Source organism: Acinetobacter sp. CIP 64.2 (assembly GCF_000369645.1).
In the GTDB taxonomy this organism is placed as follows: Bacteria; Pseudomonadota; Gammaproteobacteria; order Pseudomonadales; family Moraxellaceae; genus Acinetobacter.
Map to the genome: position 1 here is coordinate 324,743 of NZ_KB850122.1, position 17,462 is coordinate 342,204.

The following is a 17,462-nucleotide window of genomic DNA, read 5'->3' on the forward strand; positions in this document are numbered from 1 at the left end:
GTCTTTTTTTACGGGCCTAGTTTGCTTCAATAAATTGCTGCCGATATTGTTTTGGGGACACATCAAATGTACGTTTAAATGCCTGACTAAAAGCAGTTTCAGATGAATAGCCAACTTTATTGGCAATTTGCTGAATCGAATAGTTACTTTTACGCAAATATTGACTTGCCAAGCGCATACGATGCTGTTGTAAATAGGCTAGTGGAGATTCGCCAATCACTTCGTGGAATAGGCTGGCAAACTTTGAACGTGACATACAACATTGTTCAGCAAGTAGCTCGACTGTCCAGGCTTCTTCAGGGTGGTTGTGAATCGCCGCCAGACTATTACTGAGTTCGGGATGGTTTAAAGCACTGAGCCAGCCATGCTGAGTTGAAATTTGTTGGATATGATCCCGAATGCATTTGATTAATAGAATATTCACGAGATGATCGATAATAATATCTCGGCCTGCTTGAATATTTTGGGTCTCTAAAGCAAGAAAGTGTAGACCGATTTGTAACCATTCTGGCGCATTGGTATCACCATGTTGAAGATGAATTAATTGCGGTAATGCCTGAATAAATGGACGTGCCATTATGGTATCAATTTGACAACGAACAGTTAAAATTAAGTTTTTCTTAGATGAATGTGTTCCAAATTCAATCGCTTCTTCTTTGTGGCCATGGAAAAACTTTGAAATATCGACGGCATCAACCAGTTTGGTAATCGCATTATCTGCACCTGTATGTGCTTTCCCTGATGGAATAACCACAATTTCACCAGCATGTGCAGTTAAACTATTTTGTGCGTCAATTTGAATAAAAACAGAACCAACTAGAACAATGTGAACAATTAACGCAGTTTGATCTTGGCAGAAAAAACTCCATTCTCCTTGAGTTTTCAAGTAGATATATTCAGTGTGATTTAAATGTATATCAGCAAATATTTTACTTAAAGCATCCATATGATTTTTAAATGGGGTATTCATTTAAATTATAGTGAGCTACGCCAATAACTCAATATGTGTTTTTAGGACAAAAACAGGGAGGATGATGCCAAAGACTTTGACATAGCTTTTTTGGACGCTTGCAACTGTCATGAATTTCATAATTCCTCAAAATATACTCATATATACAAAGACATGGATTCGATGATGAATGCGCCAGTAAATGTTGAACAAGAACTTACGCCAGTAAGCATTCCAAAGTCAAAAACTGAGTTGGATCGTAAACGTTATTTATGGGCTATTAGCCCAGCTTTACCTGTAATCGGGATTGGTATTTTAGCAGGTTATCAATTTGCACCACGGCCATTGAAAAAACTCTTTGCTTTAGGTGGACCAATCGTTTTACATATTGTGATTCCAACAATTGATACGATTATTGGGAAAGATGCCAATAATCCAACAGATGAAGATATTCGACTGTTGGAAAAAGACCCTTATTATTCCCGTCTGGTGAAAAGCTTTATCCCCTTACAATATGCCGCCAATGTCTATGCCTGTTATTTAACTAGCCGTAAAGAAACATCATTTTTAGACAAAATCTTATTGGGTATCTCAATGGGAGCAGTCAACGGGATTGCGATCAATACAGCACATGAACTGAGTCATAAACATGATCGTATTGACCATATTCTGTCGCATTTAGCGCTAGTACCAACAGGCTATAATCATTTCCGAATTGAACATCCTTATGGCCACCATAAACGTGCTGCAACACCCGAAGATCCTGCATCTTCACAAATGGGTGAAACATTCTATGAGTTTTGGCCACGTACCGTGATTGGTTCATTCAAGTCAGCCATTGAGATTGAAACCAATCGTTTAAAACGTAAAGGTAAAGAATTCTGGTCAACTGAAAATGAACTCTTGCAAGGTTGGAGCATGAGTGCTGCTTTTCATGCATCGATGGTCGGTTTGTTTGGTAAGGGGGTTATTCCTTATTTAGCGACTCAAGCTTTCTATGGCATTAGCTTATTTGAGATTATTAACTATATCGAGCACTATGGTTTGAAACGCCAGAAGGATAAGAATGGTAAGTATGAGCGAACCATGCCAGAACATAGCTGGAACAATAATAATATTGTGACTAACTTATTCTTGTATCAGTTGCAGCGTCACTCAGACCATCATGCTTATCCAACCCGTCCTTTCCAAGCATTACGTCATTTTGATGAGGCGCCTGAATTACCAAGCGGTTATGCAAGTATGTTGTTACCTGCATTAATTCCACCATTATGGTCAAAAATGATGGATAAGCGAGTCTTTGATCACTATAAAGGTGATTTGAATAAAGCCAATATTTATCCAAAACGTCGTGCCAAACTATTTAAGAAATTTGGTGTGGTCGATCAATCTTTGCAACAAGTTCAGGTTGAAGCTGTGATTACTGAATAATCAAAAAAGCTTACCGAAAGCAAGGCACTGAAGATTCATCTTCAGTGCCTTTTTATTTTCTTGTATTAAAACTTTAACCAACTACGGATTTTGCATTTTCTTGCTGTATATCTATGTATAACCTAAGAATAATCTTATAAGCGATTTATGAGGCAAAGATGACAAAACATTATGATTATATTGCGATTGGTGCTGGAAGCGGTGGTATTGCATCAGTCAATCGTGCTGCCATGTATGGTAAAAAGTCTGCGTTGATCGAAAAAGCTGAAATCGGTGGAACCTGTGTCAATGTTGGCTGTGTGCCGAAAAAAGTGATGTGGTATGCCGCACATGTGGCGGAGTCGATTCAAAAATACGGCCCCGATTATGGTTTTAACAGCAAAGTTGAATCTTTCGAATGGCAAACACTCATCGATAATCGTCAAGCCTATATTGAGCGCATTCATCAATCCTATCAAAATAGCCTAAGTAAGAATAAAGTAGATCTCATTCATGGTGCAGCACATTTTATTGATGCTCATACCATTGAAGTGAATGGAGAACAACTCACAGCAGACCATATTTTGATTGCGACTGGCACACAGCCCTCATTGCCTGATATTGAGGGGGTTGAACACGGGATTGATTCAAATGGTTTCTTTGAATTAAAAGCATTACCTAAAATCACAGCCGTGATAGGTTCAGGTTATATTGCGGTTGAACTGGCAGGGGTATTAAATGCCTTAGGTTCTCAGGTCGGTTTATTTATCCGTAAAGATTTACCGGTGCGGCGTTTTGATTCCTTCTTGAGTGAAACTCTGGTGGAGGTGATGCGAACCGATGGTATCACTGTGCATACCCAGGCAGTTCCTAAGAAAGTCACCAGAAATGTTGATGGTTCAGTCGTACTGCATTTAGAAAATGGCGAAAGTCATACTGTAGATTGTTTAATTTGGGCAACGGGTCGAGAACCCAATACGGCGAGTTTAAATTTGGACAAAGCTAATGTTCAGTTGGATGAGCGTGGTTATATCCAAGTGGATAAATTCCAGAATACCTCACAAAAAGGTGTCTATGCTGTTGGGGATATTACGGGGAAAATGGAACTGACACCTGTAGCCGTCGCTGCTGGGCGTCGATTGTCTGAACGACTCTTTAATCATAAGCCTGAAGAACATTTAGATTACGAAAATATTCCAACGGTAGTGTTTAGCCATCCACCGATTGGAACGGTGGGGATCACTGAGCAAGAAGCCATTGAACAATATGGTCAGCAAGCGGTTAAAGTCTACAACTCCTCGTTTACAGCCATGTATAGTGCGATTACACAACATCGCCAACCAACTAAAATGAAATTGGTTTGTGTGGGGGAGAATGAGAAAATTGTGGGTATTCATGGCATTGGTTTTGGTATGGATGAGATCCTGCAAGGTTTTGCGGTGGCTTTGAAAATGGGTGCAACCAAGCAAGATTTTGATAATACGGTTGCCATTCACCCAACTTCCGCAGAAGAATTTGTAACGATGAGATAGGATTGGATCAAGCACTCAATAAAAAAGGACGTTATGACAACGTCCTTTTTAGGTTATTGCCGATTCAAGATTATTTTAGTTCACTGGATGATTTACCCAATTCACGGCGAGCAATGATCAATTGCTGAATCTGTTGCGTACCTTCAAAAATATCCAGAATTTTGGAGTCACGCGCCCATTTTTCCAATAATTCATCTTCAGCATAGCCGACACTTGCCGCCAGTTCGACACATTTGAGGGTGATCTCATTGCCGACACGACCCGCTTTGGCTTTGGCAATCGAAGCTTCTTTCGAGTTCGGCTTTTTATTGTCTGCCATCCAGGTTGCTTTAATCATTAATAATCGTGCAGCTTCCCACTCAGCCTCCATACGATAGATTTGTGCAGCTAAATTCGAGGTTTGTAAGTAGGGTGTGGTGTAGTCTGGATCAAGTTGATCTTTGAAAATCTCTTTGATGCGTTCTAAGGATGCTTTGGCACAACCAACTGCCATGGCTGCGACTAGCGGGCGGGTATTATCAAAGGTTTCCATTACACCTGCAAAGCCTTTAGCCACATCAATTTCAGGATTACCCAGCAAATTGGCAGCGGGCACACGACAGTCGATAAAGCTGATTACTGCGGTATCTGAGGCTTTAATCCCAAGTTTATGCTCAAGCCGTTCAACTTTCATGCCTGCTGTGCCTTTCGGTACTACAAAAGACTTGATCGCAGCACGACCTAATTTTTTATCCAAGGTTGCCCAGACCACGACCGAGTCTGCACGTTCACCTGAAGTGACAAAGATTTTCTCGCCATTCAGGATGTAATCATCACCATCTTTGGTTGCTGTGGTGCGAATCGCAGCAGAGTCTGAACCACAACCTGGCTCGGTAATTGCCATGGCTGCCCAAGTGCCTTTGAAGCGTTCTAGCTGTTCATCATTGGCCACTGCTGCAATCGCAGAGTTGCCCAGACCTTGGCGAGGCATACTCAGTAAGAGACCAGTATCGCCATAACACATTTCAATGATGCCGAGTGCCGCAGACATATTGCCGCCGTTTACAACGGCATCCAGATTGACTGTTCCACGTTTACTGGCATTTGCAGCACCAACACCTTCGCCACTTTCATTCATTCCATCCAGTAGCGCCGCCAGCATATCCAGTTCCTTAGGATAGGCATGTTCAGCTTTATCGTATTTACGTGAAATTGGACGGAGTACATTGAGTGCAGTTTCGTGTGCCTGATCAATCAGCATTTTGAATTTTTTCGGATTTTGTAAATTCATTATTGTTCTCCAAAATTAAGCATGTAAGCCAGAATGCAAGATTGCAGTTGCACGAAGGTCACGATACCAGCGCTCAACAGGATGTTCTTTGGTAAAGCCATGACCGCCAAGAATCTGAACGCCATCTGTCCCCATTTTCATTGATTTCTCAGCGCAAAGCAGGCGAGCAAGATAGGCCTCACGATGAAAGGGTTTGCCCGCTTCTGCCAAACTTGCTGCGTTAAGAACCAACATACGCATCGCATCAATTTCAATCGCCATATCTGCAATCATGAATGCAACACTTTGACGATGAGAAATGGGTTCTCCGAAGGCAGTACGTTCATTGGCATATTTGATACAGTAGGCTTTGATTGCTTCACAGGTTCCGACCGCCATCGCACACCACATCAAATTACCTAGATCGACAAAGGCAGTGTAGTCAAAGTCAGCATCGCCTAAACGTAAGGCTGGCGTTTGATTAAATTGAAGAGTCGCTGTTTCCGTGGCTTTCAGACCCATTGCTGGATTGGCTTTGATCGAGATCGTTTCATTGGATTGCACCACAAAAATATCAGGCTTGCCGTTGAATTCTGCACTGACGAGGAAGACATCTGCGGTGTCTCCCAAAACCACCAAGCTCTTTTCACCCGTGATATAGAACTGCCCATTGGCTTCTGTTGCCGAGGTTTTTAACTGATAGGGATTAAAAGCAGGGGTCGCCTCCTGAAAGGCAAATGTCGCCGTAACATCAGTATCTTCTGCAAACACAGGTAAGTACATCGATTGCACTTGAGTTGAACCCCAACGTGTTATGGCATTAATCACACTGAAAGTACTGAGTAAACCTGCGGTCAGACTGAAATCACCCTTAGCCAAGCTTTCCGCAATCAGGATATTGCTGACAATATTCTGTTCTGCTGCCACACCACCCAATGCTTCTGGCAACGCATAATAGTTGAGCCCCAAATCAACCAAATGTTGCCACAGTTCTTCAGGAAATTGAGCATGATGATCTGCATCATGTGCCAATGTGTAGAGCACTTCTTCAGCAAATTGTGACATGGCGTCAACCGTCATTTGCTGTTCTTCCGTCAGACTGAGATCAAACAGATTTTTGTTGGTCTGGTTTGGGAGACGCTGTTTATCGATGGGTTGTGGCTTAAATGCTTTTTGTGTTTTATTAAGTACTTTAAAGCCAGTTTTTGAACCTTGATATAATGATTTCTCTACAAATTTTCTTAATTTGAGTTGATCAAGCATTTCGCTTCCTGCGAGTTTGGTGATCAAAGATAGCCCAAGACCTTGAGCCTTATTCATCATATTCGACATGATTTTATCCTAGAGGATGGTTGTAAATTTATGCTGACATGCTCCTGATCAAAAAACTATGTCTTGTTTGACATGCAGATTGGAGAAAGATAAAGGGTGAAATAGCACTTTACTGTTTTTTATCTTGTTGTTTTTTAATTATTAAATAAAATATAGAGAAAATTATTTTTTTAAAAATTGACCAAAATGACAGAGGCCAGCGCTCGGCTTAATCTGTTTATTGTTTAGTGAGGTCATTCTGCCATTTTGGGGTCTCCACTATTAGCTTAATCCTTCGGTCAGAATCACCATATATTCACCTGCTAAATCACGATGCTTTTTGGCCTGTTGATAGGCATCACTGTGATACCAATTTTGTGCTTCCTGCATATTACTAAATTTAATGATGGCTACCCCGTCGCTTTCAATATTTTCCAATGCAATGGACTGACCATAAAACACAATCGGTTCAGCATCAAAACCTTGACTCGCTTGACGTGCCAAAGTGGTGTAGGTCTTCATTTCATCTTGGTTTTTTAATTGTTTACGAATAAGAATGATATAGGCACTCATGGATTTTCCTGAATTGAATTTATTTTTAACACAGCATATTTTGAAGGTGGTTGATGGATATGCAATGCTATCCATCAAGGTACTTAGTTTAAGCTGCACGGGCAACCAAAGTTAAAATATCATAGGTTGCGACCAATTCATCTCGCTGATTTTTAACCTTGATATCCCAAACCACAACACCATGTTCAGGTTGAGATGGATCTTTTTGTGGTTTAGGGGTTTTCTGTTTGCAGGTCAATTCAACCCGAATAGAATCACCGATTTTGACAGGCTCAACAAAACGTAAATTATCCATTCCATAGTTGGCAATCACAGGGCCTTGAGCGGCATCGACAAATAAACCTGCTGCTGCTGAAACAATGAAATAGCCATGTGCCACACGCTCACCAAAAAAGGAATCTGCTGCCGCGATTTTATCGGTATGCGCATAGAAATAGTCGCCACTGAGGCAGGCAAAATTGACAATATCGGCTTCAGTTACGGTACGACGTGCAGTCAATAAACGCTCACCAATGACCAGTTCATCAAAATCCTTTTTAAAAGGATGGACGCGGTCTTGCTTGATGTTTGAACCTACGGTCCATGAATGCGTCACTTGAGTGAGGCTGTTCGGTGAACCTTGAATCGCCGTCCGTTGCATATAGTGTTTTACCGCACGAATGCCGCCCAGTTCTTCACCGCCACCAGCACGCCCAGGGCCGCCATGAACAAGATGAGGCAGTGGAGAGCCATGTCCCGTACTTTCTTTGGCAGATTCTTCATCCAGAATGTGTACACGACCATGCCATGGCGCAATTTTTTGAATGATCAGTTCGATATTCTCATCACTATTTTTTACCACAGAGGCCACCAGACTGCCTTCACCACGCGCCACAAGATCGGTAAGTTCCTCGATTGATTGATACGGCATCAAGGTACACACAGGGCCAAAAGCTTCAGTGGTATGTACCAAGCTTGCCTGTAGTGGTTGCTCACACAATAACAAGGTCGGTGGGAAGAATGCACCTTTCTCAGGATGGTCAGCATTGATTTTGAAAGTTGTCTCGCCCCCAAAAACAATTTTGGCTTCTTTCGCCAGTTCAGCAACTTTCGCAGCTACATCCAGTTTTTGTTTAGGGCTGGCCAACGCGCCCATGGTGGTGTCTTGTTTTTGTGGATCACCTACGACGACTTTTTCCAGTTTAGCACTGAGTTTTTGTTGGACTTGTTCAAGTAATGCTTGTGGTACAAAGGCACGGCGAATGGCAGTACATTTTTGTCCTGCTTTGGTGGTCATTTCAAGGAAGACTTCTCGTACAAATAAATCAATAGTTGCTTCATTTGCCGATGGGCTGAGAATTGCACTGTTTACCGAATCTGCTTCCATACTGAATGGAATTGAATATTGGTTCAAGTGAGGATGATTGCGAAGCTTTTGTCCTGTAGAGGCTGAACCTGTAAAGGTGACACAGTCTTGTGGGCCTAAGTGATCAAAAAGATCATCAATTTGTCCGCAAATCAGTTGTAGAGAACCTTTCGGTAGGATGCCAGTCGCAATAATTGACTCCACTACGGCTTGAGTCAGTTGAGCACCATCAGTGGCGGGTTTGACGATACAAGGCACACCAGCCAATAGCGTCGGCGCAATTTTTTCCAGCATGCCCCAAATCGGGAAGTTAAAGGCATTGATATGTACTGCGACACCAGCTTTAGGACTCAGAATATGCTTGGCGCCAAAAGTGCCGTTTTTAGAGAGCTGAATCCAGCTATCTTCAGTGATAATTTTTTCGTCATTGAGTTCTCGGCGTACCAGACTTGAATAGGCAAATAAGGTTTGGATGCCACCCTCAATATCAATCCAAGCATCTTTTCGTGTTGCACCAGTGGCGTAGGCAAACGTATAAAACTGTTCTTTCTGCTCCAGTAGCTGCTGGGCAATTTGTTTTAAAGCATTGGCACGTTGATGAAAGGTCCAGTTTGCCAGCTCAGTACCATGCTGTTTGGCATATCGCACGGCTTGATGCATGTCGATGCCATGACTGCTGACGCTATAGATCGGTTCGCCAGTAATGGCATGTACAACGGTACGTCGTTCTTCATGGCTTGAATGCCATGTTCCATAAACATAAGAAGGCAGTTGTGGCAGCTGTTGAGTTGGGTTTTGGTATTCAGTGTCCTGTGCCGTTTCTACATGTTGTGCTTGTTCAAGCATAATCAAACTCCATTTTTATGTGATACATCAATTATAGAAATATTTAAAATATGATTCATAATTTCATATCGATTGAGCATAAAGTCAACCATAATTTATTTATAGAGCTTAATTTAATTTTTATTTATTTTATTAAAATTATTAAATACAGTAACTTAAATTCGATTTGCTGATTGATTTCAATTTGATACAAAAATATTAATTGACTTTGTTTTTTGTGTATCGAAAAATAGGTTCATGGATGGAATTCTCAAGGGAATCTACAATGGAAAATAAGTATCAGAAATTTGAGCATAACATAGCCAATGACATCACCATTGAAGCCAAAGATGAAATGCCTGAGGCGTATCGCAAAACTTTGATTCGTCAGATTGGGCAACATGGTCATTCAGAAATTGTCGGTATGCTCCCAGAAGGCAACTGGATTACCCGTGCACCGACCTTGAAACGTAAAGCCGTGTTATTGGCAAAAGTTCAGGATGAGGCAGGGCACGGTCTTTATCTTTACAGTGCAGCTGAAACCTTGGGTGCAGATCGTGATGAGATGATGGAAAAATTGATTGATGGAAAAATGAAATATTCCTCCATCTTCAATTATCCAACTATCAGTTGGGCCGATGTCGCGGCAATTGGTTGGTTGGTCGATGGCGCTGCAATTGTCAATCAGGTGGCCTTATGTCGTACCTCTTATGGCCCTTATGCACGTGCCATGGTGCGGATTTGTAAAGAGGAAAGTTTCCATCAGCGTCAAGGTTTTGAAGCCATGATGGCATTGGCGGCGGGTTCAGCAGAACAAAAACAAATGGCGCAAGATGCGGTGAACCGTTTCTGGTGGCCTGCATTGATGATGTTTGGCCCAAGTGATGATCACTCACCGAATAGTGCGCAAAGCATGGCATGGGGAATCAAGCGCTTTAGTAATGATGAGTTACGTCAAAAATTTGTCGATAACACCGTACCGCAAATCTTACAGCTTGGCTTGACCGTGCCTGATGCGGATTTGAAATGGAATGAGGAAACTGGTCATTACAGCTATGGCGAGATTGACTGGCAAGAATTTAATGAGGTGATTGCGGGTCGTGGCCCTTGTAATCATGAACGGATCGAAGCACGCCGCAAGGCTTGGGAAAATGGCAAGTGGGTGCGTGATGCAGCCGTTATCTACGCCAAAAAACAGCAAAACCAAGTCGGTAAAGTCGCTTAAAACAGAATTGATGGAAAAATTTAAGGATATCGCAATGGAAAATAACAACAACTGGTCACTTTACGAAGTGTTCGTGCGGAGTAAGCAGGGTTTAAGTCACCGTCATGTCGGTAGTTTAAGAGCACCAGATGACGAGATTGCGTTGCAGCATGCGCGTGATGTGTATACCCGCCGCAATGAAGGCATCAGCATCTGGGTGGTGCGTTCAGAACTGATTAAATCTTCGCAGCCAGATGAAAAAGCCGAGTTTTTTGAACCTGCACTGGACAAAGTTTATCGACATCCCACCTTTTATCACATCCCTGATGGCATTGAGCACATGTAAGGGAGGATGAAAATGACCAATATCGCTTTATCTAAATTTTTATTACATATCGGTGATAGCCAACTGGTATTGGCGCAACGTTTGGCTGAATGGTGCGGTCATGCGCCAGAGCTGGAAATTGATATTGCTTTGGCCAATATCGGTCTGGATTTACTGGGTCAATCTCGAAATTTTTTGACCTTGGCAGGCCAATACGAAGCTGAAAAACGTGATGAAGACCAATTGGCTTATTTCCGCAACGAACGTGAATTTTTTAATTTATTGCTATGTGAACAGCCGAATGGTGATTTTGCACAAACCATCGTACGCCAATGGCTGATCGATCATTACCATGTGTTGCTATTAAACGCTTTAACTCAATCCGCAATGCCAGAAGTCGCTGCATTGGCGGTGAAATCTTTAAAAGAAGCCAAGTATCACATTCGTTTTTCCACCAGCTGGATGGAGCGTTTAAGCCTCAGCACAGCAGAAGCACATCAACGTGTACAACAGGCATTAGACAATTTGTGGCGTTTTAGTGCGGAACTGTTCGAATTGACCGCAGAAGAACAAACATTGGTTGAGCAAGGTATCCTTCCTGATTTATCCAGCGAAAAAGCAAAATGGGATCAGGTCGTAGCTGCCGAACTGAAGCGTTTTGAACTCAGCGTTCCTGTAAATGGTGCCTACCGTCGTGGGGCCAAACAAGGTTTGCATACTGAACATCTGGGTTATCTGTTGGCTGAAATGCAATCCCTGCAACGCAGTTACCCTGAGATGACTTGGTAGCACAAGGAGCGTCAGCATGCAGATGATTCGTCATTGTATTGACCAATGTTGGGATGTTTTACAAAAGGTCAGTGATCCAGAGATTCCAGTGCTGTCGGTGGTGGATTTGGGCATGATTCGTGGTGTGGAGTTGAATAAACAGCAAGAAATTATTGTTCGATTGACCCCAACCTATAGTGGTTGTCCAGCCACTGACTTATTAAAAGCACAGATAGTCGAAGCCTTGGCGGCAGAAGACTTGACCCCTGCAAAAGTCATGATTGATTTATCAGAAGCTTGGACCACGGACTGGATGTCGGATGCAGGTAAACAGAAGCTGCAAGCCTATGGGATTGCACCACCCGAAGGGACTGCTCAGCTATGCGGAACACATGTACATCTCAGTGATGGCGTGGTCTGTCCACACTGCAAGAGCCGGAAAACCCGATTGTTAACCGAGTTTAGTTCGACCGCTTGCAAAGCACTGTACAAATGTCGGGACTGCCTTGAACCCTTTGATTATTTTAAATGTATTTAAAGTCTTGGATAAGGAAATCAGCCATGAGTCAATTTATTCCATTAAAAGTAAAAACAATTACACCACAGACCGATCAGGCGATTTGCATTGCCTTTGATCTCGTGCCTGAACTACAGCAGCAGTTTCAATTTCAACCCGGCCAGCATCTGACGATTCGCCATTTAACCGAAGCAGGGGAAATTCGCCGTTGCTATTCAATCTGTAGTTATGCGCCAAAAGAAGACATCAGCATTGCAGTCAAAAAGATTGAGCAGGGCCAATTTTCCAATTGGGCCAATGAGTATTTAAAAGTGGGTGATGTACTGGAAGTGATGCCGCCACAAGGGGCGTTTTTTCAGAAGGCAGCACGCACAGGTGGTCAGTCCTATTTGGGTATTGCTGCGGGCAGTGGAATTACCCCAATTCTTTCCATCATTAAACAGGTGCTATTTGAGCAAGAGTCGGCAAATTTTACCTTGTTATATGGCAATCGTTCGTGGAAACAGACTATGTTTTCCGAGCAGATTATGGATTTAAAAGACCAGTTTAAAGAGCGTTTTCAACTGATCAATATTTTCTCACGTGAATTCAATGACAGTGAGTTATTGAATGGTCGTATTGATGAGAACAAGCTCAAACAGTTATTTGAACATGACGTATTAGAGTCAGACTTTGACCATGTGTTTGCCTGTGGCCCTGATGAAATGATGGACACCGTTGAAAGGCTCTTTCCTATGTATGGTGTGACCAAAGATAAGATTCATACCGAACGTTTTAACACAGGTCATATCCGTAAACGTCCAGCGGAAGCCGATGCCCATCGTCAGGAAGAAAAAGTCAACATCGTGCTAGATGGACGAGAACTAATTGTTGCGGTTGGACAAGAGGACGAAAGTATTCTCGATGCTGCATTACGTGCAGGTGCAGATTTGCCTTATGCCTGTAAAGGTGGCGTATGCGCAACCTGTCGCTGCAAGGTACTTTCAGGTGAAGTGGATATGTTCCTGAATTATAGCCTTGAAGACGATGAAGTGGAAAAAGGTTATGTACTGAGCTGCCAGACTTTACCGAAAGGCGCGAATGTGCGTTTGAGCTTTGATGAGTAGAGAAACAGCGATGCAAACATTGATTCAGGTAGAAACACCGCTTGAGGGTGTCATGCTGCTGAGCTTAAACCGTCCAGAAAAACGCAATGCTTTGAACAACGCCACCTTACAGTGTTTATGTGATTTGCTAGAACACGCTGAACACGATCCTCAAGTCAAAGTGGTTGTGTTAACGGGCAATCGTAATTGTTTTGCTGCAGGCGCAGATCTGAGTGAATTGGCAGAAATGGATGCAGTGGCTTTACAGCTCGATATTCGCCCAAAGTTATGGCAGAAGATCGACAGTTTCACCAAACCCATCATTGCAGCAGTGAATGGTTATGCCTTGGGTGCAGGCTTTGAGCTGGTGTTGCATTCGGACATGGTGATTTGTGGTGACAATACCAAATTTGCCTTGCCCGAAATTGGTCTAGGCATGTTACCTGGTGCGGGTGGTACCCAACGTCTTGCACGTCTGGTGGGGCAGCAACTCACCATGCGCTGGGCAATGACAGGTGAAATGATCTCAGCTAAACAAGCGCAGCAGTATGGCATCTGTAGTGAAGTGGTGCCGACTGTACTCACGGTGGAATATGCCATTCAACTGGCAAGCCAGATTGCCAATCAAGCGCCTTTGGCAATTGGGGTGATCAAACAATCGATCAAAAGTATTCATGAGACCACCTTAAGTCAGGGACTGAAATCAGAACGACAAAATTTTGTCTGGTTGGCAGCAACCAAAGATCGAAACGAAGGCATTAATGCATTCTTTGAAAAAAGAAAACCAATCTTTAGAGGTGAGTGATGGACTATAAAAATATTATCGTGGAAGAAAAAAATGGTGTGGGGTATTTAACCTTCAATCGTCCACAAGCATTGAATAGCTTTAACGTGGACATGCACCGTGAGGTGGCTGAGGTTTTGAATCTTTGGGCAAAAAAACCAGAGGTTCGCTGCATCGTGATCAGCGGCGAAGGTCGTGGTTTCTGCGCAGGGCAAGATTTAGGCGATCGAGTGGTTGATCCAAATGCTGCAGCACCTGATTTAGGTTACTCGATTGAAACCTACTATAACCCGTTGATTAGAAGCATTGTGAATATGCCGAAGCCCGTGATTTGTGCGGTAAATGGTGTAGCTGCAGGGGCCGGTGCCAATATTGCCTTGGCCTGTGATCTAGTGATTGCCGCGAAATCTGCCAATTTTGTACAAGCATTTTGTCGTTTAGGCTTGGTTCCTGACTCCGGTGGAACTTGGTTCTTACCACGTGCTGTAGGCCATGCGCGTGCTATGGGGCTCGCGTTGCTGGGTGATAAATTGCCTGCGGAAACGGCTAAAGAATGGGGCATGATCTGGGATGTAGCTGAAGATAGTGAATTGAAAAGCAAGGTTACTGAACTGGCAGAACGTTTAGCCAAACAACCTACTTTTGGTCTGTCACTGATTAAAAAGGCCATTCATCAATCCAGTAATCATAGTTTTGATGAACAGATGCATTTAGAACGAGATTTTCAGCGTATTGCTGGGCGTTCGGAAGATTATCGCGAAGGCGTCCAAGCCTTTATGAATAAGCGCGAGCCAAACTTTCAGGGGCGTTAAGCATGAATAATCTGGATTTGTCTCATGCCAAAATCGCCGTGATTGGCTCGGGCACTATGGGAATCGGCATTGCCCAATTGGCGATGGTCAATGGGCATTCGACTGTTCTCTACGATCTCGATCGTGAAAAGACCAAAAAGGCTGTTGAAGGGTTACGTCAGACCTTTGCTAAACTGGTTGAAAAAGGCAAGATAATAGATAAACAGGCTGAACAAGCACTTTCACGTTTGACCATTGCTGATCGTATAGAAGATTTAGCAGATGTCGAGTTGGTGATTGAAGCGGTGGTCGAGAAACTTGAAGTGAAGCAGTCTTTATTTCAACAGCTTGCAGAGATTTGTCGTGATCACACTATTTTTGCTAGCAATACCTCTTCAATTTCGGTGACGGCAATTGCAGCAGGGATTTCACATCCTGAACGCATGGTAGGCTTACATTTCTTTAATCCAGCCCCCGTGATGAAACTGGTCGAAATTGTGCAAGGTTTAAAAACGCCAATCGACCTATGTCAGTCTTTAAAAAGTTTGATGCTGGCTTGGCATAAAATCCCAGTACTGACCAAATCGACCCCAGGATTTATTGTCAATCGGATTGCTCGCCCATTTTATGCAGAAGCGTTTCGTGCACTACAAGAGCAAGTGACGACCTATGACCAACTGGATTATGCCTTAAAGCAATGCGGTGGTTTTGCGATGGGGCCGTGTGAATTAACGGATTTGATTGGGCAAGATGTCAATTTTTCCGTGACTCAAAGTGTGTATGAAGCGTTCTTTTATGAGCCGCGTTATCGTCCAAGTTTGATTCAGAAAGAGTTGGTTGATGCTGGTACGTGGGGGCGTAAGTCAAAACAAGGTTTCTATCACTACGATGAAAAAAATCAGTATCTGACTTTTCAGCCTCAAACCAATGTCACTCAATCCTTTCATGCTGATGTTCAAGTTAAAGGTACATGGGCTCAATGTCCGCATTTATTAGAACGTCTAGGCTTAAGTCGTGCTTTAGCAAGCAATGAAAATATCATTCAAATTGATGATATTGATCTACGTCTAAGCCAGGGTGAATCAGCCAATTTACAGTATTTAAGTCGAAAAACGGTGTTGATGGATTGGCACCATGATTTCGCGCAAGCGCAAGCCATAGTACTGAGCCATAATCATCTTTGCCAAGCCGATGATCTGGCAAAAATCGAAGCGTTTTTTGCTCAATATCAGATGTATGTGATCTGGGTTACAGACCATCCCGCACTGTTAACTTTACGTACCATTGTTTTATTGATCAATGAAGCCTGTGAAGCCAGTCTGCATGGGATTGCCAGTATGGAAGATATTGATAATGCCATGCGCTATGGCGTCAATTATCCTAAAGGGCCGTATCAATGGATGATGCAATTGGGTGCTGAATATGTCTTGGCAACGTTAAACAATTTATATGCCATCTATGGCGAAGAAAAATATCGTGCAAGTCTTTATCTCAAGCAATACGTGGCAAAGCAGCAAAGTGTAACTACCGACCATTCAAAAACTTTAACAGAATGTGCATAAGCAGGAGCGATCATGGAAGACGTTTTAATTTGTGATTTTATTCGTACCCCAATTGGACGTTATGCAGGGTCATTGAGTTCGGTGCGTACTGATGATCTTGCGGCATTGCCAATCAAACATTTAAAAGAAAAACATGCGCATCTACCTTGGCAAGATTTAGATGAAGTCTATTTGGGCTGTGCCAATCAAGCGGGCGAAGATAACCGTAATGTGGCACGTATGGCAACCTTATTGGCGGGTTTACCTGAGGCAGTTCCTGCAATGACGGTGAACCGTTTATGTGCATCTGGTTTAGATGCTGTCGGATTGGCGGCACGTTCGATTAAATCGGGTGAATCACAATTTGTATTGGCAGGAGGGGTCGAGTCGATGAGTCGGGCGCCTTTTGTACAGGCCAAGCCAACCGAAGCATTTGGTCGTAGCCCTGAAATATTTGATACGACCATTGGCTGGCGTTTCATCAATAAAAAGATGAAAGCAGACTATGGCACTGACAGCATGCCTGAAACAGCTGAGAATGTGGCTGAGAAATACCAGATTAGCCGGCAGGATCAGGATGCGTTTGCTATTCGTAGTCAACAAAAAGTGGCTGAGGCACAACAAGCAGGCTTTTTTAAGGGGGAAATTTTACCCGTCGAACTGACTGATCGTAAAAAGAATATCACTGTCTTTTCACAGGATGAGCATCCGCGTGTGGATACCAGTCTAGACAGCTTGGCGAAACTGAAAGCACCATTCCGTAAAGAAGGTGGTTCGGTGACTGCGGGCAATGCATCGGGTGTCAATGATGGCTCAGCGTGTGTTTTGCTGACCAATCGTCAGTTTGCAGATACATATGGTTTAACACCTTTGGCGCGCGTGGTAGCGATAGCCAGTGCTGGGGTTGAACCGAAATATATGGGCATAGGTCCTGTGCCTGCGGTACAGAAATTGTTGAAACAAACGGGCCTCAGCTTAGATCAAATGGATGTGATTGAGCTAAACGAAGCTTTTGCTGCGCAATCATTGGCCTGTATGCGCGAATTAGGTCTTAAGGATGATGATGCACGAGTCAACCCGAATGGTGGTGCAATTGCATTGGGCCATCCATTGGGGATGAGTGGGACGCGTTTGGTGATGACTGCGACCCGAGAATTGAAAAGACGCCAAGGAAAATATGCACTGTGTACCATGTGTGTGGGTGTAGGACAAGGTGTTGCCCTGATCTTAGAAAATTTAGCTTAAAGTAATTG

General features: G+C 43.2%; 16 protein-coding genes. 11 read left to right on the forward strand and 5 right to left on the reverse strand.

Features of this window, described 5'->3' with window-relative positions; all coding sequences use genetic code 11:
- Positions 1 to 16 precede the first annotated feature (16 nt).
- Entirely contained in the window at positions 17 to 946 is a 930-nt protein-coding gene (locus F895_RS09550) for an AraC family transcriptional regulator (protein WP_026040130.1), read from the reverse strand.
- Between the two features lie 189 nt (positions 947 to 1,135).
- Here F895_RS09550 and F895_RS09545 point away from each other — a divergent pair, with 189 nt between their 5' ends.
- Both F895_RS09545 and gorA read left to right on the forward strand, forming a co-directional pair.
- Positions 1,136 to 2,380: an alkane 1-monooxygenase gene (locus tag F895_RS09545; RefSeq protein WP_005241322.1), complete on the forward strand. Its 1,245-nt coding sequence runs from the start codon at positions 1,136 to 1,138 to the stop codon at positions 2,378 to 2,380.
- A 158-nt stretch (positions 2,381 to 2,538) separates the two neighbouring features.
- Positions 2,539 to 3,891, forward strand: coding sequence for a glutathione-disulfide reductase (gorA, locus tag F895_RS09540; RefSeq protein WP_005241323.1), 1,353 nt, complete (start codon positions 2,539 to 2,541; stop codon positions 3,889 to 3,891).
- Positions 3,892 to 3,961: 70 nt separating this feature from the next.
- On the opposite strand, the gene F895_RS09535 is transcribed toward gorA, so the two are convergent.
- From F895_RS09535 to paaZ, 4 genes are all read right to left on the reverse strand, one after another.
- Positions 3,962 to 5,161, reverse strand: coding sequence for an acyl-CoA dehydrogenase family protein (locus tag F895_RS09535; protein WP_005241325.1), 1,200 nt, complete (start codon positions 5,159 to 5,161; stop codon positions 3,962 to 3,964).
- Between the two features lie 15 nt (positions 5,162 to 5,176).
- The gene (locus F895_RS09530) at positions 5,177 to 6,463 is read right to left on the reverse strand and encodes an acyl-CoA dehydrogenase family protein (RefSeq protein ID WP_171057822.1); all 1,287 of its coding nucleotides are present in this window, start codon (positions 6,461 to 6,463) and stop codon (positions 5,177 to 5,179) included.
- Between the two features lie 270 nt (positions 6,464 to 6,733).
- Positions 6,734 to 7,024 carry a DUF1330 domain-containing protein gene (locus F895_RS09525; protein ID WP_005241328.1) on the reverse strand — a complete coding sequence of 97 codons (291 nt, stop codon included), beginning with the start codon at positions 7,022 to 7,024 and terminating at the stop codon, positions 6,734 to 6,736.
- A gap of 88 nt (positions 7,025 to 7,112) precedes the next feature.
- Complete coding sequence (gene paaZ, locus F895_RS09520) at positions 7,113 to 9,215, reverse strand: phenylacetic acid degradation bifunctional protein PaaZ (RefSeq protein WP_005241329.1); 2,103 nt, start codon at positions 9,213 to 9,215, stop codon at positions 7,113 to 7,115.
- A gap of 265 nt (positions 9,216 to 9,480) precedes the next feature.
- Here paaZ and paaA point away from each other — a divergent pair, with 265 nt between their 5' ends.
- The 9 genes from paaA to pcaF are packed head-to-tail and all read left to right on the forward strand — an operon-like array spanning position 9,481 to position 17,454.
- The gene (gene paaA / locus F895_RS09515; RefSeq protein WP_005241330.1) at positions 9,481 to 10,419 is read left to right on the forward strand and encodes a 1,2-phenylacetyl-CoA epoxidase subunit PaaA; all 939 of its coding nucleotides are present in this window, start codon (positions 9,481 to 9,483) and stop codon (positions 10,417 to 10,419) included.
- A gap of 34 nt (positions 10,420 to 10,453) precedes the next feature.
- Positions 10,454 to 10,744 (forward strand): 1,2-phenylacetyl-CoA epoxidase subunit PaaB, encoded by a 291-nt coding sequence (paaB, locus tag F895_RS09510; protein WP_004807366.1) that lies wholly within the window; start codon positions 10,454 to 10,456, stop codon positions 10,742 to 10,744.
- Positions 10,745 to 10,756: 12 nt separating this feature from the next.
- A complete protein-coding gene (gene paaC / locus F895_RS09505; RefSeq protein WP_005241331.1) occupies positions 10,757 to 11,512 on the forward strand; it encodes a 1,2-phenylacetyl-CoA epoxidase subunit PaaC in 756 nt (251 codons plus the stop codon).
- A gap of 16 nt (positions 11,513 to 11,528) precedes the next feature.
- The gene (gene paaD, locus F895_RS09500; RefSeq protein ID WP_005241332.1) at positions 11,529 to 12,029 is read left to right on the forward strand and encodes a 1,2-phenylacetyl-CoA epoxidase subunit PaaD; all 501 of its coding nucleotides are present in this window, start codon (positions 11,529 to 11,531) and stop codon (positions 12,027 to 12,029) included.
- 23 nt (positions 12,030 to 12,052) lie between these two features.
- Positions 12,053 to 13,114 (forward strand): 2Fe-2S iron-sulfur cluster-binding protein, encoded by a 1,062-nt coding sequence (locus F895_RS09495; RefSeq protein WP_005241333.1) that lies wholly within the window; start codon positions 12,053 to 12,055, stop codon positions 13,112 to 13,114.
- 10 nt (positions 13,115 to 13,124) lie between these two features.
- Positions 13,125 to 13,898: an enoyl-CoA hydratase-related protein gene (locus tag F895_RS09490; RefSeq protein WP_010589750.1), complete on the forward strand. Its 774-nt coding sequence runs from the start codon at positions 13,125 to 13,127 to the stop codon at positions 13,896 to 13,898.
- Positions 13,898 to 14,689, forward strand: a complete 792-nt coding sequence (paaG, locus tag F895_RS09485) for a 2-(1,2-epoxy-1,2-dihydrophenyl)acetyl-CoA isomerase PaaG (protein WP_005241336.1) — start codon at positions 13,898 to 13,900, stop codon at positions 14,687 to 14,689. The genes F895_RS09490 and paaG overlap by 1 nt, the downstream gene beginning before the upstream one ends.
- 2 nt (positions 14,690 to 14,691) lie before the next feature.
- Positions 14,692 to 16,230 carry a 3-hydroxyacyl-CoA dehydrogenase gene (locus F895_RS09480; protein ID WP_005241338.1) on the forward strand — a complete coding sequence of 513 codons (1,539 nt, stop codon included), beginning with the start codon at positions 14,692 to 14,694 and terminating at the stop codon, positions 16,228 to 16,230.
- 12 nt (positions 16,231 to 16,242) lie between these two features.
- Positions 16,243 to 17,454, forward strand: coding sequence for a 3-oxoadipyl-CoA thiolase (gene pcaF, locus F895_RS09475; RefSeq protein ID WP_005241340.1), 1,212 nt, complete (start codon positions 16,243 to 16,245; stop codon positions 17,452 to 17,454).
- The last annotated feature ends 8 nt before the right edge of the window (positions 17,455 to 17,462 follow it).

Excerpts from the sequence above, each read along its gene's own strand:
- F895_RS09550 (WP_026040130.1), bottom strand. The coding sequence starts at position 946 with ATGGATGCTTTAAGTAAAATATTTGCTGATATACATTTAAATCACACT.
- F895_RS09545 (WP_005241322.1), top strand. The coding sequence starts at position 1,136 with ATGAATGCGCCAGTAAATGTTGAACAAGAACTTACGCCAGTAAGCATT.
- gorA (WP_005241323.1), top strand. The coding sequence starts at position 2,539 with ATGACAAAACATTATGATTATATTGCGATTGGTGCTGGAAGCGGTGGT.
- F895_RS09535 (WP_005241325.1), bottom strand. The coding sequence starts at position 5,161 with ATGAATTTACAAAATCCGAAAAAATTCAAAATGCTGATTGATCAGGCA.
- F895_RS09530 (WP_171057822.1), bottom strand. The coding sequence starts at position 6,463 with ATGATGAATAAGGCTCAAGGTCTTGGGCTATCTTTGATCACCAAACTC.
- F895_RS09525 (WP_005241328.1), bottom strand. The coding sequence starts at position 7,024 with ATGAGTGCCTATATCATTCTTATTCGTAAACAATTAAAAAACCAAGAT.
- paaZ (WP_005241329.1), bottom strand. The coding sequence starts at position 9,215 with ATGCTTGAACAAGCACAACATGTAGAAACGGCACAGGACACTGAATAC.
- paaA (WP_005241330.1), top strand. The coding sequence starts at position 9,481 with ATGGAAAATAAGTATCAGAAATTTGAGCATAACATAGCCAATGACATC.
- paaB (WP_004807366.1), top strand. The coding sequence starts at position 10,454 with ATGGAAAATAACAACAACTGGTCACTTTACGAAGTGTTCGTGCGGAGT.
- paaC (WP_005241331.1), top strand. The coding sequence starts at position 10,757 with ATGACCAATATCGCTTTATCTAAATTTTTATTACATATCGGTGATAGC.
- paaD (WP_005241332.1), top strand. The coding sequence starts at position 11,529 with ATGCAGATGATTCGTCATTGTATTGACCAATGTTGGGATGTTTTACAA.
- F895_RS09495 (WP_005241333.1), top strand. The coding sequence starts at position 12,053 with ATGAGTCAATTTATTCCATTAAAAGTAAAAACAATTACACCACAGACC.
- F895_RS09490 (WP_010589750.1), top strand. The coding sequence starts at position 13,125 with ATGCAAACATTGATTCAGGTAGAAACACCGCTTGAGGGTGTCATGCTG.
- paaG (WP_005241336.1), top strand. The coding sequence starts at position 13,898 with ATGGACTATAAAAATATTATCGTGGAAGAAAAAAATGGTGTGGGGTAT.
- F895_RS09480 (WP_005241338.1), top strand. The coding sequence starts at position 14,692 with ATGAATAATCTGGATTTGTCTCATGCCAAAATCGCCGTGATTGGCTCG.
- pcaF (WP_005241340.1), top strand. The coding sequence starts at position 16,243 with ATGGAAGACGTTTTAATTTGTGATTTTATTCGTACCCCAATTGGACGT.